Below are 13,893 nucleotides of genomic sequence, written 5' to 3'. Positions count from 1 at the left end.
TATTATGTCGGAAAATGAAATTTCATATCGAGTTCGAGGAGCTATTTTTACAGTATATAACACTCTAGGTCCGGGATTGTTGGAATCAGTTTACGAAAGTGCTTTATATTATCAATTAAATAAGGATGGACTAAATACTATCAAACAAATTAATCTACCCGTTAAATATGATAATGTAGAATTAGATATCACTTTTCGATTGGATTTATTGGTTGAAAACAAAGTAATTGTTGAATTAAAATCTGTTGATGAATTAAAATCCATTCACTTTAAACAATTAAATACTTATTTAAAATTAACAGATAAAAAGCTGGGACTATTGGTCAACTTTAATTGTATAAATATCCTAGATAACATACATCGAGTCGTAAACAAAATCTAACCTATCCACAAAAATCTGCGTGAAACAAAACACAATCCAATGAAAACATTCAAATCGGTTTTTGAGAATTATGATTGGAATACTATTCAATCTAAAATATATCAAACCACATCAAAAGATGTAGAACACTCTTTGTTTAAAGCCAAACGAAATCTTGATGATTTTTTAGTTTTGATTTCTCCTGTTGCACAAAATTATCTGGAGCAAATGGCACAAAAATGCCATGAAATTACCAAAAAACGTTTTGGCAAAACCATACAAATGTATGCTCCTTTATATCTCAGCAACGAATGCCAAAACATCTGCACGTATTGCGGATTTAGTTTAGACAATAAAATCAAACGAAAAACCCTTTCTGATGCTGAGATAAAAATTGAAGTAGAAGCTTTAAAAGAGATTGGTTTTGACCATGTTTTATTGGTGACCGGTGAAGCGAATTATACCGTAAACATTAATTACTTCCTAAATGCAATTGCCTTAATACGAAAAGAATTCTCCATTATTTCTGTGGAAGTCCAGCCGCTTTCAACCGAAGATTATGAACGTTTGCATCAGGCTGGTGTTTATTCTGTTTTGGTATATCAGGAGACCTACCATCAGGAAGTATATAAAAAATATCATACGAAAGGAAAAAAATCTAATTTCGATTACAGACTGGAAACTCCCGATCGTATTGGTACAGCCGGAATTCATAAAATGGGATTGGGGGTTTTACTGGGGCTGGAAGACTGGCGAACCGACAGCTTTTTTAATGCGTTACATCTGGATTATCTTCAAAAAAAATATTGGCAGACTAAATATTCTGTTTCCTTTCCGAGACTCCGCCCGGCAGAAGGCATTATTGAACCAAATTTTATTATGGACGATAAAGATCTGACACAACTCATTTGCGCCTATCGCTTATGGAATGAGGATTTGGAAATTTCAATCTCGACACGTGAGAATGAGAAATTCAGAAACAATATTATCCCTATCGGTGTGACCAGTATGAGTGCGGGCTCTAAAACCAATCCCGGTGGTTATGTTGTTGATCCGCAATCTCTGGAGCAATTCGAAATCAGCGACGAACGTTCTGCCAAAGAAATTGCACAAATTATAACAAATTCGGGCTATGAACCTGTCTGGAAAGACTGGGACAAAAGTTTTAGTCAACAAATTTAAAGTTTCAGGTTCCAGGTTTCACAAACCACATTTCACATTTTACAAATCACAATTCACAATAAATGAGTATCATACAGGAATTTCTACGTTACAACAGACAAACCATTCTTCCCGAAATAGGTGACGAAGGTCAGGAGAAACTCAAAAAAGCGAGAGTTTTAGTAATTGGTGCCGGAGGTTTAGGGTGTCCCATTTTACAATATATCGCCACAGCGGGAGTCGGTTACATTGGCATTATGGATTTTGATACTATCGAAATCCACAATCTGCACAGACAAATTTTATATACCGAAAAAAAACTTGGTAAACTTAAAGCTGTTGTTGCAAAAGAAGTTGTTTCTGAACTTAATCCATTAATAAAAGTCGAAGCCATAGTCGAAAAATTAACTCCGGAAAATGCCAGACAGGTTATTACGCAATACGATATTGTGGTCGATGGTTCGGATAATTTTACAACACGCTATTTGGTTAACGATACCTGTGTGGCGCTGCAAAAAACTTTGGTCTACGGTAGTATCTTAAAGTTTGAAGGACAAATTGCCGTTTTTAACCATAAGGGCAGTAAAAATTTACGCGATTTATTTCCCGAGATGCCGGATCCGAAGGATGTTCCGAATTGCAATCTCAATGGTGTTTTAGGAACATTGCCCGGAATTATTGGTACGATGATGGCGCATGAAACGCTCAAAATAATTCTGGAATTACCAACTTTAAACAATGAGTTAGTACTTTTTAATACGATAAACTGGAACTTTATGAAACTTAACTTTTAAAAAACAATCGCGTCTCCAACACTGATAAGTCCCGAATTCAGACTTACAATATTGGTTCCGAATAAAACAGAATTATTTACATTACGATATTTACTTAAAGTCTTCAAAGGTTCTTTTTTTACAATGCCTTTTTGCGGATCATTATTTACCATAATACATCTTCCGCAGGGTTTTATATTTCTAAATCGAACTTCTCCAATTTTAAAAGTAACAAAATCATCTTCTTCATGAGCCTTTTGGCTGCTGATTACAATATTAGGACGGAAGCGCAAAATGGTAATTTTTTCTTCCAGTTTTTCATTTAGATAATCCAAACTTTCGGTTCCGATCATTAAATACGGATAACCGTCGGCCAAACTTACATTAAAGGTTTCTTTTAGCTTTGAACTTTCGTGTTTACGATCTCCGTTTCTAATAATTTTAACCAGTTTACATTCAAAACCCAAATGTTCACTAAACCAGATCGAAGTGCTTTTATTGACCTCAACGACATCACTGTCATCCTCCCACACTTTAACGGCAATGGACTGACTCAAATGTTCTTCGATTAAAAAATCATGCTTCTGGTCTTTAAAAGTAATGCTGATTTTACCTTTCGAAATCTGAGGATAAAACTGACTCATCAGAGGATATTCTCTTTGTGTCAGCATCTTGTTTTCAGCATCAACAAGCATCCATCTGCGGTCGTTCTCAAACCCCATTTCTTCGGCATAGGCACTTTGACAGCTTACTCCTGCCAGACTTTTTACAGGATAGATATAAAGCTCTTTTACAATATAAACTGCACTCATTTTATTCCTTTTTTAAAATAGATATAAACGCTTCTCGATCAATCTCACGACAGCCTAAACTCTCTAAATGCGAATTATAAACCTGACAATCCAGGAGTTGGTAGTTCCCTTCTTTTAAATAATTTACCAAAGCTATGAAAGCTACTTTTGATGCATTCGATACTTTCGAAAACATACTTTCACCACAAAAAACATGACCCAAATCGATCCCATACAAACCTCCAACCAGATTCTCGTCCTGCCAAACCTCGACAGATTTTGCGATTCCCTGCTCATTAAGTTTACAATAGGCATCAATCATTTCGTTTGAAATCCAGGTTCCGTCTTGTCCTTCCCGTTTTATTTTTTGACAATTCGAAATCACCTCTCTAAAATTTTTATTAAAAGTAACCGTGAATTGTTTCCTATTCAAAACATTACGCATGCTTTTTGACACAATCAATTCCTCTAAAAACAAAACCATTCTGGGATCCGGCGACCACCAAAGAATAGGCTCTCCTTCATTAAACCAAGGAAAAATCCCGCTTTGATATGCCAATTTCAGTCTTTCCGGATCTAAGTCTCCGCCAATGGCAAGAATTCCTTCTTCATCGGCTTCTGAAACGGGTGGAAAGAACAAATCGTTAAATACGTAATACATTTAAAAAAAATCAATTATAAAATTCCAAATTCCAAGATTGTATTTCAACCTTTCCTCTTTCAGAGTTGACAAACGACTGCACTAAATTTCCATACAAAAACAAATTCCAAATCCCAATTACACATTTTATGAATTGGAATTTGGAATTAATTTTTTGAAGTTTAAACTTTCTTAGAACGGTAAATCGTCCGGTTCGTCTTCGTTTAAATTAGTTGCAGGTGCAAAAGCTTCTGCAGCTGGCATTGGAGGCGTTTGTCCAGGACCTTCCGGTGCCAGTCTTTCGATTCTCCAACCTTGAATACTATTGAAATATCTTGTTTCTCCTTGTGGATTAACCCATTCTCTTCCTCTTAAATTGATAGAAACTTTTACTGCCTCACCTTGTTTGTAGCTACTTAATAAATCGCATTTATCTTGCGTAAATTCGATCAAAATATGCTGTGGATATTGCTCATCTGTGGTAACAACCAACTCTCTTTTTTTGAATGCAGCACTAACTTGTTGCTCTGGGTTCACCACTTTTACTTTACCTGTAACTTCCATCTTCTTTCTATATTAATTATTGTTTCTATTCTTATTGCTTTGCTAAAAGTACTTTCCAGGCCGATGAAATATCATCTTTATTGAGATATTTTTTGGCTTCCAAATGTACTTTTTCGAGATCGTCTGAGCTTAAAACTCCTTTTACCGAAAAATTTTCTTTCACAAATATACTAACTTCTTCTGTGGTAGGCAAGGCTTCAATGTTCCCTAATTTCCCAAGATCATTCCCATCAAAAACAGGACTTTCTTTAATAAAATCAGGAATTACATCTACTCCTACCCCAAGAGTTGTCAAGGGTTTAGGCACTTCAAAAAGCCCCTGATTCGATCGGGAATACCAATTACTGCCCAATCTTGAAACCAGATCTATTTTATGCTGATCAATGGCTCCGTTTTCATCTAAAACAGCTTCGCTGATATGAAGCTTAACCACTTCACAAAGAATCAGATTTCCTGCACCTCCCTGATCTCCCAACGGAATAATCTGAGTAACTTTACATTCAAACTGTACCGGAGACTCTTTTACACGATAAGGCTTTACAAAATCGGACGGAACTTGTGTCAATCCGGCCTTTATAAATTCATTTACACCATCTCCATATTCTGTACTGGCTAATGATGTTTGTTGTACCAAATCATAATTCACAACATTTATAACTACTTCACGGGTTTCTTCGGCGTTAATTAAAGTGTGTTTTATGGTATTGTCGCGTACACGTCGTGCTGGTGAAAAAACCAAAATTGGCGGATTGGCACTGAACACATTAAAGAAACTAAAAGGGGACAAATTGGGTATTCCCTTAGCACTAATTGTACTAGCAAATGCAATTGGCCTAGGTCCCACGGCACTTTGTAAATAGCCTTGCAATTTGGCCGTTGGTATTTCTTTTGGATCAATACTAATCATATTTTTCTTTTTAAAGGAATCTCATTTCCGTAGCTACAAAAATAGAAAAATCGTTTAATCCAAAGAAATAGTTTCGGACTTTAAAACAAAAAAATCTTTATCGTTACGCAAAATATTAAATGTGTATATTTCGTTATATTTATACCACAAAAAAATAGTTATGTCTTTTTCCGAGAGAAGAAATACAACCCGTTGGATCATTATTACCATTTCCTTTTTAATCATTTCCCTGATTCTCTGGAACACTTATACTTTTTTCCAAATCTTTAAAAATGAAGAACGCTTAAAGATGAATCTTTGGGCCAATGCACAAAAGACACTGGTCAATGCAGATGAAAATACAGATTTAGATTTACCGCTTGAAATCATCAACAACAATACTTCGGTTCCTGTTATGCTTACTATGTACGACAAGGTCATTAGTTCTGTGAATGTTCCGGAAGAAGTCCTGCAAAATAACGAAAGTACCTTATCTTATCTCAAAAATCTGAAAAATGAGAATGAGCCCATCGTTATTGAATATGCGCCCGGAAAACATCAGGAACTGTACTATGGTAATTCGGCATTAATTAATAAACTGAAATATTATCCCATCGCCTTATTGCTGATTATCTTTTTGTTTGGGGCTTTGATTTATAACTTTTACAGAAGCACCAAAATGGCTACCCAAAATAAACTCTGGGCAGGAATGGCAAAAGAAACGGCACATCAAATCGGAACACCTTTATCTTCCTTAATTGGCTGGGTAGAGATTTTAAAAACAGAAGACATCGATTCGACTATAACTTTTGAAATTGAAAAAGATATTGAACGTTTACAGACTATCACAGACCGTTTTTCTAAAATTGGGTCGGTTCCTGTTTTAGAGGAGAGAGATATTGTTACCGAAACTTTGAATACTTACCAATATTTACAATCGCGTTTTTCGAAACAGGTTACTTTCTCTTATCGGGTACCTCAACAAAGTATATCGGCACTGATAAATCCAACGCTGCACAGCTGGACTATTGAAAATTTAGTAAAGAATGCTATTGATGCGATGAAAGGAAAAGGAACGCTGGACCTTCAAATTGAAGAAGATGCACATCATGTAAAAATTAATGTAAAAGACTCCGGAACGGGAATTTCTAAAAAACAGTTCAAAACTATTTTCGAACCCGGTTTTACAACCAAAAAACGCGGCTGGGGACTTGGACTTTCTTTAACCAAAAGGATCGTTGAAGAATATCATGGCGGAAAGATAAAAGTTTTACAATCTGAAATTGGAAAAGGAACTACTTTTCAGATTTCATTAAACAAAAAAGTGCCGTAAAAGACTTCGACTTCGCTCAGTCTGACGTGGTGTTTTATAGATTCATCGGATTTCGTTAAACAAAAAAGTGTAGCAAAATTTTACTTTTACTACACTTTATCTTTTTATTTCGACTGTCAAATCGAGCGGAGTCGAGATTTTTTATGCCTGAAACGAGAGACTTCGACTTCGCTCAGTCTGACATTTCGGCTTCGCTCAGTCTTGCGTTTCGACTTGGCTCAGTTGGACAGTTTGTTTTGTTTGTTTATAAATTAGCCTGAATATCTTTGGCCAAAACCTCAAATTCTTCTTTAGAAAGTGAAACTTTATTTTGAAAACGCATTTCATCCATTTCGTTTAACGGAATCAAATGTACGTGTGCGTGAGGCACTTCAAGTCCAACAACTGCCACTCCAACTCTTTTGCAAGGAACCGTTTTTTCCAGTGCTGCTGCAATTTTCTTAGAAAACTTCATTAATCCTAAATACAACTCCTCTTCCATATCAAAAATCTTGTCGATTTCTTGTTTCGGAATACAAAGTGTATGTCCTTTTGCATTTGGGTTTACATCTAAAAAAGCCAGATAATTATCATCCTCAGCAATTTTATAAGCAGGAATTTCTCCGTTTACAATTTTGGTAAATATTGATGGCATTATTTCTTTGTTTATTGGGTGAATCGTCTAATCGATTTAACGATTAAACACAAAAAATTAGTCTCTGGTGATTTCAAGAATTTCAAATTTCAAAACTCCATTTGGAACAGTAATTTCAGCTACTTCTCCAACCGATTTCCCGAGTAACCCTTTTCCGATAGGAGACGTTACAGAGATTTTTCCTGTTTTTAAATCTGCTTCACTTTCAGCAACAAGTGTATATTTCATTTCCATTCCATTGCTTTGATTCTTAATTTTAACATTAGAAAGAACCAATGCTTTCGAAACATCCAGTTGTGATTCGTCAATTAATCTTGCATTAGAATACACTTCTTCCAGTTTAGCAATTCTCATTTCTAATAAACCTTGCGCTTCTTTTGCTGCATCATACTCCGCATTTTCAGACAAATCTCCTTTATCTCTTGCTTCTGCTATATCTTGAGATGCCTTTGGACGCATTACACTTTTTAAATGCTCCAACTCATCTTTTAATTTTTTTAATCCTTCTGCTGTATAATAAGATACTTTACTCATAACTTCGTCGTTTATATAAATACAAAAAATCCCATCGGGACGGGATTTCTTAATTACAAATATACTATTATTTTTAATAGTACATAATTATATGTTAATCATATAGAATTCAAATGTAAATAATTTATTTTTGTTTCACTAATTCTTATTAAAATAATGAAAAAATTCTGGTACTTAATCCTCTTTGTTTCTGTACTTTTCTCGTGTAGTGAAAATAGTAGACGCGACAAAAACCCTTACATTCCTAGTTATGCAGTTAACCTGTCTATTGATACTAATCTGCCTGCTTATTCCAATCTTAAATTTGTAAGTAATGGCGTGATTATTCCAAATTACGGAGCAAAAGGAATTATCATTTTTAATACCGGAAGTGGTTACAATGCGTTTGATGCCGCCTGTCCAAATCAGCCCATAACTTCCTGCACCGCCATGACAATTGACGGCATAAATGCGGTTTGTTCGTGCGATAAAACAGCTTATAGTTTATTTACCGGATTGGGAGGTAAAGATTACCCACTAAAACAATATCGCGTAGAATTTACCGGAACGATAATTCACGTTTACAATTAAAAAAAAGCCTGAAAAAATAACTTTTCAGGCTTTTTACATTTTACGTTTGATTTCTTACTTTTTTAGAATTTCAATGTCAATCCAGCTAAGAAATTAATTCCTGCCTGAGGATAGTAGTAAGGATAAACATCCCACATTGCTCCGTTTGAAACATATTTTTTATCCAGAAAATTATTCACCAGACCAGTAATCAAAATTGACTTGAATACTGATTTTGGCTTGATTTCATACGACACATTTAAATCATTTACGAAATAGTCTGCCAATTTTGCTGCCGGCAATTCAATATTGTTCATGTATTGTTCTCCTACAAACTTTTGCAATAACGAAATGTGCAGATTTTGGATCGGACTATATACAATAATATTTCCTGCAATAACTGATGGTGAATAAGCGATATCGGTTGTTCCGTAATGTGTTCCTTCAACAGCTAAATCAATATTTTTATTACTGCTTAAAGTAAAATTCGGTCTAAGGATAAACTTTTCAGAAAGTTGTATTGTAGCATCAACTTCTAAACCTAAGCGGTAGCTTTTCTCCGTGTTAGCACGAATTGGAGCTCCAACATCGTCCAATCTTCCAGTCAAAATCAACTGATCTTTGTAAGCCATGTAATAAACATTCGAATTCAACTGAAATTTATCTGAATTGAATCTCCAGCCCAGTTCAAAATCATTTAGTTTTTCAGGTTTTACATTTCCGCCTTCATAATCGGTTCTGTTAGGCTCGCGATTGGCTCTTGCATATGAAAAATAAAGAGTGTTTTTTGAATTGATTGCGTAATTTAAACCTGCTTTCGGATTAAAGAAATTAAAACTGTCATCAACCAATCCTGTATCTTTTCCGTTAGCTTTGTACGTTACATTTCTATATTGCAAATCGCCATAAAAACTAAGTTTTTCTGTTAACTGATAATTGGCTTTCACGAAGATATTTCCATCTGTTTTGGTTGAAAAATCATCATAGTAATGATCTCCCGGCAGGGCCTGAGAAGAATTTCTGGCCCAGATTACTTTACCAAAATGAGCTCCCTCATATTTATTCCAGCCACCACCTACGATTACGTCTAATTTCTCTTCTTTATATTTTACAGAAAAAGTGGCACCATAAAAATCGTTGTCTAACCATTTCTGACGAATTAAATCAGTTCCCGGAACTAATTCTCCAAGGTCATTTTCTACCATTTTAGTAGGCTGAATCGGCCCATACCCTTTAATTGGCTCATTATATTTGAAGTTTTCGTAGTATCCTTGTCCTTTAGTGTAATGAAAAGCTAAGTTGCTGCTCCATTTATCAGAAATGGATTCACTCCAATGCAATTGATAATGGTTTTGTTTATAATTATCGGTTTCATTATCGTAAAAATGAACATTTCCTGCTTCATCTTTATATTTTCCGGCTGAATTATAAGTACGGTCTGAATTTAGTTTTTCAGCATCAATTCCGTTCCAGGACTGGTATGTTCTTTCGGTTCCACCAAAAACCAGCGCCTTAATTAAAGTTGTTTTACCAATATAAGTTCCCTGAAGAAAATACGATTTTAAATCAGAACTTGCACGATCTACATATCCATCTGATTTAATGGTAGACAAACGCCCTGCCAGCTCAAAATGATCGTTCAGTAAGCCTGTACTGAATTTTACGGTATTTTTATTTGAATTGAAGCTTCCATAAGAACTTGAAATTTCTCCCGTTGCTTTCGTAGCATAATTATCAGTCAGCATATTCAAACTCGCTCCAAAAGCAGAGGAACCATTAGTAGAGGTTCCAACACCCCTTTGCAATTGTAAACTCTCAACGGAAGAAGCAAAATCAGGCATATTTACCCAAAAGGTTCCCTGACTTTCAGCATCATTATAAGGAATTCCGTTAATGGTCACGTTTACTCTTGTAGCATCACTACCACGCACCCTGATCCCGGTGTATCCTATACCTCCTCCTGCATCAGAAGTAGTCACCACCGATGGCAAATAATTCATTAAAATTGGAATATCCTGTCCCAGATTTCTAAATTTAATATCCTTTTTATCAAGATTACTAAAACTTACCGGAGTTTTAGCAGTAACACGAACTGCCGAAACTAAAACATCATCCAGTTTATTGACTTTTGTAGAATCCTGCTGTTGTGCAAAAGAAAATTGAGAAAAGAAAATAGAAAAAAGAAGTAAGAAAATAGATTTGGTTCTGCTCGACTTTTGAATCTTAGAACCTTTGTGACTTAGTACCTTAGTACTTAAAAAAAAAGTTTTCATCCGTAAAAAATTTACGAATAAAAGGGGGAATTATTCTTTTTGTTAAATTAATAAATGTTTCACGACAAAGTATAGTGTATTCGCTAAAATTGTCGTCTTTCCCTTAGCGACATTACTCGCTCAGGTTCTTTGGGTATGATCTCAGCTCGTTATTTAGAGCACCCCTTTGAGACGATGCAAATGTAATGTTAAAAAATCCAATTTTCAAATTCCAAATTCCAAATTTTGACAATGAAATCTAAACGCCATAATTGGAATTTGAAATTTAAAAAGTTGGTATTTAATCTAAATTAAGTTTCTTTCTGGATTGTTTTATTTCAGAGACACTCTTTTTATCCTTGATTCGTTTTTTAATTACCGATTTCGGAATTTTAGTGGCTTTACGAACTTTAGGAACATGCAATCCTTTTTTAATTACTTCTAAGAATCGTTTTATGACAATATCTTTGTTTTTAAGCTGACTTCTGTCTTCATCACAATTTAAAATCAAGATATTTTCTGTGGTTAAACGGCCTCCGATATTGTTTTGCAAAAGCAGTTTTTCTTCTTCAGATAAAGCCTGAGACACATTTAAATCAAAAGTCAACACCACTTTTGATGACACTTTGTTTACATTTTGTCCGCCCGCACCACTGCTTCGTACGGCTTTAAAACTTAATTCTGATATGATTTTTTCGATATCCATTATTGTGGCTGATGTGCAGCTTTTAATAAATCGTTTACTGTTTTCACCGGATTAAAGGTAATTAATGGTACTGCCACAAAAATAGTAAGCCAATTGGCCATTGCTCCGTTCCAGAGTCCCGGAAGTTCGTAACTCTTTACTAATTTGCCATCCACACTTTTTTCGACAATAAAACCAGTCTTTTGATCTACAAATTGCAATAAATCAAACTTCTCATTTTTGTAATTTTTGATTCCGCATACTAAATCAACAGGATTAAAATGAGTTGCCGAAGCCAGGATTTCCTGTTGTCTTTTATTTGTAAGATCTATTTGCGAAGCCTCTACAATCTGCAATGAAACTGATCCTTTAGAGCTCATTACCCAAAATGGACCACCTCCGGGCTCTCCTTCATTTTTCACCATTCCGCAAACACGAATTGGCCTGTCTAATAAGCTTTTTATCTTACTGATTTTATTTTCAAAAGTAAATTTACTATAGTCACTATTCAACTCAACATTAAGTTTTTTTGATAAAAAGACAACGATTTCTTCAAGATCTTTCTCTAGTATCTCTCCTTTTTCAATTGCATTTAAATAACCAAAAACTTTTTGCTGTATTTTAATTAAAGTCCCTGCTAATGCTTTTTTATATAATGCAATCTGATCCATATGATTTTGAATTACATTGTCAATGTTTTTGACAAAAATAACATCCGCATCAAGTTCATTTAAATTCTCAATTAGCGCTCCATGACCTCCGGGTCTAAAAACTAATTTATTATTCTTATCCCGAATTGGGCTATTTTTAGCATCTACACAAATCGAATCGGTACTTTTATTTTGATAGGAATAGGAGATATCTATTTTAACTCCTGAATCTTTCTCTATTTTTTCTTTAAGAACCTTAATCTGATTCTCAAACAAACTTTGATGGGCTTCTGAAACGGTAAAATGCAAATTCGAAATCTGATTCGAAGAAGCATAGTGGACACATTCGTTTAAATGTTCTTCAATTGGATTTGCAATATGTCTTTTATATTGATGAAAAGGTAAAACTGCCTTTGGCTTATTTGCAAAATCAAAGTGATCAACAGACAACAATGTTTTTATAAAATAATAATTTTTATGATCACGGTCAAGCGCTTCAAAATCCGGATAGATTTCTTTTAACTTTTTATCAACCGCTTTAAAAAACGCAAACTTCTCCATAGCCACTATAAAAATAGATAGCTCTTTGTCATTTTTACGATTGATATAAGCGTTGATAGTTTCTTTTTGAATGTCAAAATCGTTCAGAAAAGCGCTTAAAAATTTAAACATTCTGCTGGCTGCACCCGAAGCCGGAACAAACTTTTTCAATTTGATTTCTGATTTTTGAAGATCAAAAAAGGCTGCTTTCTCTTCAAATTCTGCTTCTGACAAACTTAATATACCACTGGAAATTGTAGCCGGACTAACCAAATTAGATTTGTTTATTCCGTTTTTAAAAATTTGCAGCTGCTGTAAAATCTTTTCAAAAGAAATTCCATGTTCGTATATCTGAACAAAATCTTCAGATGAAATACCGTGCTGTTTTGCGACAGCTAATTGCTCTATGATCGCTATCGCTTTATTCAAACGACTTTCTTTATCTCCGGAAAGGGTAATAAAAGGTTTTTTAGTATCAATAAGAGTCTGTTTGAAAACTGAAAATACTGTTTCACGACCTTTAGGAGTATCTCTAATGTCATCTTTTTCCCAAGGAACATCAATATCAGTCAGGAAAAATAAATCGTATTCATGCTCTAATGCTGCTTCATTTAAAAGCGGGTCACAAAATCCATAATACATTTCAGAAAAAACCTTTGTCACCATTAAATTGGTATCACAAAACAGATACTTTCTGGACAAAGCCAGCTTTTGATTTTCAAGAGCTACTTGCCCGTATGCAATAGGCATCATATCATCGGCTACACAAATGTGCTGGTTTTCTTCCCATTTTTCCTGCAAATAATCGCGTGCGAACTCAGGAACCCATTCGGTTTCATAATATTCAGCAAGTTGTTTTGCCAAGGTAGTTTTTCCTGTACTTTCAGGACCAAATAAAGCAATTTTTATGATAGCTGTTTTTTGCTGTCTAAGATTTTTCTCCATTCTAAATAAGCTGAAATAGCCAAAATTGTAAAAATTAAATACTGAAGTGACAACATCCCTAAACCACGATAAGCGTAAAGGGGCACCACAATAATATCACCAATGATCCAAAGCGTCCAGTTCTCGATCTTTTTCTTCGCCATGTACCACATTCCTGCAAAAAATATTCCAGATGAAATCATATCGACATAATTGTCGTTTCTAATTTCGTAATCAAAGTATTTATAGATGCCGAAAACTACAAAAACAGTTATAAAAAACAATACTATTCCAATTATTTTTTCATTGGCATTTGTTCGTGTTATAGGCAAATTGTCTTCAACCGTTCCTCCTTTGGCCCATACATACCATCCATATATACTCATAATCGAAAAATATCCATTGATGATCATATCTCCGATATAACCCGCGACATATAACAGATAAACCGAAATAACGGTGGCAATCAAACCGGTTGGATACACCCAGATATTTTCTTTTTTCGCAAACCACACACTCAAAATCCCACAGATAAAAACTAAAAACTCCAAGGCAATATGCCATAAGGGAGTATTTTTATAACTGTCCAGAAAAAAATCAATCATAATTGAGCAGG

The 13,893-nt window shown here is 34.7% G+C and carries 15 protein-coding genes and 1 riboswitch; of the genes, 5 read left to right on the top strand and 10 right to left on the bottom strand.

Features of this window, described 5'->3' with window-relative positions; all coding sequences use genetic code 11:
• Nucleotides 1–4 precede the first annotated feature (4 nt).
• The 3 genes from M4I44_RS07875 to M4I44_RS07865 all read left to right on the top strand — a co-directional run bounded on the left by M4I44_RS07875 (nt 5) and on the right by M4I44_RS07865 (nt 2,316).
• Nucleotides 5–382 (top strand): GxxExxY protein, encoded by a 378-nt coding sequence (locus M4I44_RS07875; protein WP_017497960.1) that lies wholly within the window; start codon nt 5–7, stop codon nt 380–382.
• Nucleotides 383–421: 39 nt separating this feature from the next.
• Complete coding sequence (gene thiH, locus M4I44_RS07870; protein WP_249966986.1) at nt 422–1,543, top strand: 2-iminoacetate synthase ThiH; 1,122 nt, start codon at nt 422–424, stop codon at nt 1,541–1,543.
• Between the two features lie 62 nt (nt 1,544–1,605).
• Entirely contained in the window at nt 1,606–2,316 is a 711-nt protein-coding gene (locus M4I44_RS07865; RefSeq protein WP_249966985.1) for a HesA/MoeB/ThiF family protein, read from the top strand.
• Here the strand turns inward: M4I44_RS07865 and M4I44_RS07860 are convergent.
• From M4I44_RS07860 to M4I44_RS07845, 4 genes are all read right to left on the bottom strand, one after another.
• Nucleotides 2,313–3,107, bottom strand: a complete 795-nt coding sequence (locus M4I44_RS07860; protein WP_070905804.1) for an MOSC domain-containing protein — start codon at nt 3,105–3,107, stop codon at nt 2,313–2,315. The two genes, M4I44_RS07865 and M4I44_RS07860, sit on opposite strands and share 4 nt — an antisense overlap.
• 1 nt (nt 3,108) lies before the next feature.
• Nucleotides 3,109–3,747, bottom strand: a complete 639-nt coding sequence (gene aat, locus M4I44_RS07855) for a leucyl/phenylalanyl-tRNA--protein transferase (RefSeq protein WP_017497964.1) — start codon at nt 3,745–3,747, stop codon at nt 3,109–3,111.
• A gap of 171 nt (nt 3,748–3,918) precedes the next feature.
• Complete coding sequence (locus M4I44_RS07850) at nt 3,919–4,290, bottom strand: DUF3127 domain-containing protein (protein ID WP_017497965.1); 372 nt, start codon at nt 4,288–4,290, stop codon at nt 3,919–3,921.
• 31 nt (nt 4,291–4,321) lie between these two features.
• Nucleotides 4,322–5,197, bottom strand: coding sequence for a flavin reductase family protein (locus M4I44_RS07845; protein ID WP_017497966.1), 876 nt, complete (start codon nt 5,195–5,197; stop codon nt 4,322–4,324).
• Between the two features lie 160 nt (nt 5,198–5,357).
• Here M4I44_RS07845 and M4I44_RS07840 point away from each other — a divergent pair, with 160 nt between their 5' ends.
• On the top strand, nt 5,358–6,509 hold the full coding sequence (locus tag M4I44_RS07840; RefSeq protein WP_249966984.1) for a PAS domain-containing sensor histidine kinase: 1,152 nt from the start codon (nt 5,358–5,360) through the stop codon (nt 6,507–6,509).
• A gap of 244 nt (nt 6,510–6,753) precedes the next feature.
• Here the strand turns inward: M4I44_RS07840 and M4I44_RS07835 are convergent, their stop codons facing one another.
• On the bottom strand, nt 6,754–7,143 hold the full coding sequence (locus M4I44_RS07835; protein ID WP_017497968.1) for an HIT family protein: 390 nt from the start codon (nt 7,141–7,143) through the stop codon (nt 6,754–6,756).
• Nucleotides 7,144–7,200: 57 nt separating this feature from the next.
• Nucleotides 7,201–7,677 carry a transcription elongation factor GreA gene (gene greA / locus M4I44_RS07830; RefSeq protein ID WP_017497969.1) on the bottom strand — a complete coding sequence of 159 codons (477 nt, stop codon included), beginning with the start codon at nt 7,675–7,677 and terminating at the stop codon, nt 7,201–7,203.
• 156 nt (nt 7,678–7,833) lie between these two features.
• Between greA and M4I44_RS07825 the strand changes: the two genes are divergently transcribed.
• On the top strand, nt 7,834–8,247 hold the full coding sequence (locus M4I44_RS07825; RefSeq protein ID WP_017497970.1) for a hypothetical protein: 414 nt from the start codon (nt 7,834–7,836) through the stop codon (nt 8,245–8,247).
• 62 nt (nt 8,248–8,309) lie between these two features.
• Here M4I44_RS07825 and M4I44_RS07820 read toward each other — a convergent pair whose 3' ends face one another.
• The 4 genes from M4I44_RS07820 to pnuC form a co-directional block, all read right to left on the bottom strand.
• Nucleotides 8,310–10,499, bottom strand: a complete 2,190-nt coding sequence (locus tag M4I44_RS07820) for a TonB-dependent receptor (protein ID WP_249966983.1) — start codon at nt 10,497–10,499, stop codon at nt 8,310–8,312.
• An 82-nt stretch (nt 10,500–10,581) separates the two neighbouring features.
• Nucleotides 10,582–10,675, bottom strand: a riboswitch (TPP riboswitch).
• A 104-nt stretch (nt 10,676–10,779) separates the two neighbouring features.
• A complete protein-coding gene (gene arfB / locus M4I44_RS07815; protein ID WP_249966982.1) occupies nt 10,780–11,184 on the bottom strand; it encodes an alternative ribosome rescue aminoacyl-tRNA hydrolase ArfB in 405 nt (134 codons plus the stop codon).
• Nucleotides 11,184–13,298, bottom strand: coding sequence for a DUF4301 family protein (locus tag M4I44_RS07810; RefSeq protein WP_249966981.1), 2,115 nt, complete (start codon nt 13,296–13,298; stop codon nt 11,184–11,186). Before M4I44_RS07810 ends, arfB begins: the two co-directional genes overlap by 1 nt.
• The gene (gene pnuC, locus M4I44_RS07805) at nt 13,259–13,882 is read right to left on the bottom strand and encodes a nicotinamide riboside transporter PnuC (protein ID WP_017497974.1); all 624 of its coding nucleotides are present in this window, start codon (nt 13,880–13,882) and stop codon (nt 13,259–13,261) included. Before pnuC ends, M4I44_RS07810 begins: the two co-directional genes overlap by 40 nt.
• Between the last annotated feature and the right edge of the window lie 11 nt (nt 13,883–13,893).

Source organism: Flavobacterium sp. B183 (assembly GCF_023539155.1).
Taxonomy (GTDB): domain Bacteria; phylum Bacteroidota; class Bacteroidia; order Flavobacteriales; family Flavobacteriaceae; genus Flavobacterium; species Flavobacterium tructae.
This window is presented reverse-complemented; position numbering and strand designations above follow the sequence as displayed.

Excerpts from the sequence above, each read along its gene's own strand:
- M4I44_RS07875 (WP_017497960.1), top strand. The coding sequence starts at position 5 with ATGTCGGAAAATGAAATTTCATATCGAGTTCGAGGAGCTATTTTTACA.
- thiH (WP_249966986.1), top strand. The coding sequence starts at position 422 with ATGAAAACATTCAAATCGGTTTTTGAGAATTATGATTGGAATACTATT.
- M4I44_RS07865 (WP_249966985.1), top strand. The coding sequence starts at position 1,606 with ATGAGTATCATACAGGAATTTCTACGTTACAACAGACAAACCATTCTT.
- M4I44_RS07860 (WP_070905804.1), bottom strand. The coding sequence starts at position 3,107 with ATGAGTGCAGTTTATATTGTAAAAGAGCTTTATATCTATCCTGTAAAA.
- aat (WP_017497964.1), bottom strand. The coding sequence starts at position 3,747 with ATGTATTACGTATTTAACGATTTGTTCTTTCCACCCGTTTCAGAAGCC.
- M4I44_RS07850 (WP_017497965.1), bottom strand. The coding sequence starts at position 4,290 with ATGGAAGTTACAGGTAAAGTAAAAGTGGTGAACCCAGAGCAACAAGTT.
- M4I44_RS07845 (WP_017497966.1), bottom strand. The coding sequence starts at position 5,197 with ATGATTAGTATTGATCCAAAAGAAATACCAACGGCCAAATTGCAAGGC.
- M4I44_RS07840 (WP_249966984.1), top strand. The coding sequence starts at position 5,358 with ATGTCTTTTTCCGAGAGAAGAAATACAACCCGTTGGATCATTATTACC.
- M4I44_RS07835 (WP_017497968.1), bottom strand. The coding sequence starts at position 7,143 with ATGCCATCAATATTTACCAAAATTGTAAACGGAGAAATTCCTGCTTAT.
- greA (WP_017497969.1), bottom strand. The coding sequence starts at position 7,677 with ATGAGTAAAGTATCTTATTATACAGCAGAAGGATTAAAAAAATTAAAA.
- M4I44_RS07825 (WP_017497970.1), top strand. The coding sequence starts at position 7,834 with ATGAAAAAATTCTGGTACTTAATCCTCTTTGTTTCTGTACTTTTCTCG.
- M4I44_RS07820 (WP_249966983.1), bottom strand. The coding sequence starts at position 10,499 with ATGAAAACTTTTTTTTTAAGTACTAAGGTACTAAGTCACAAAGGTTCT.
- arfB (WP_249966982.1), bottom strand. The coding sequence starts at position 11,184 with ATGGATATCGAAAAAATCATATCAGAATTAAGTTTTAAAGCCGTACGA.
- M4I44_RS07810 (WP_249966981.1), bottom strand. The coding sequence starts at position 13,298 with ATGGAGAAAAATCTTAGACAGCAAAAAACAGCTATCATAAAAATTGCT.
- pnuC (WP_017497974.1), bottom strand. The coding sequence starts at position 13,882 with ATGATTGATTTTTTTCTGGACAGTTATAAAAATACTCCCTTATGGCAT.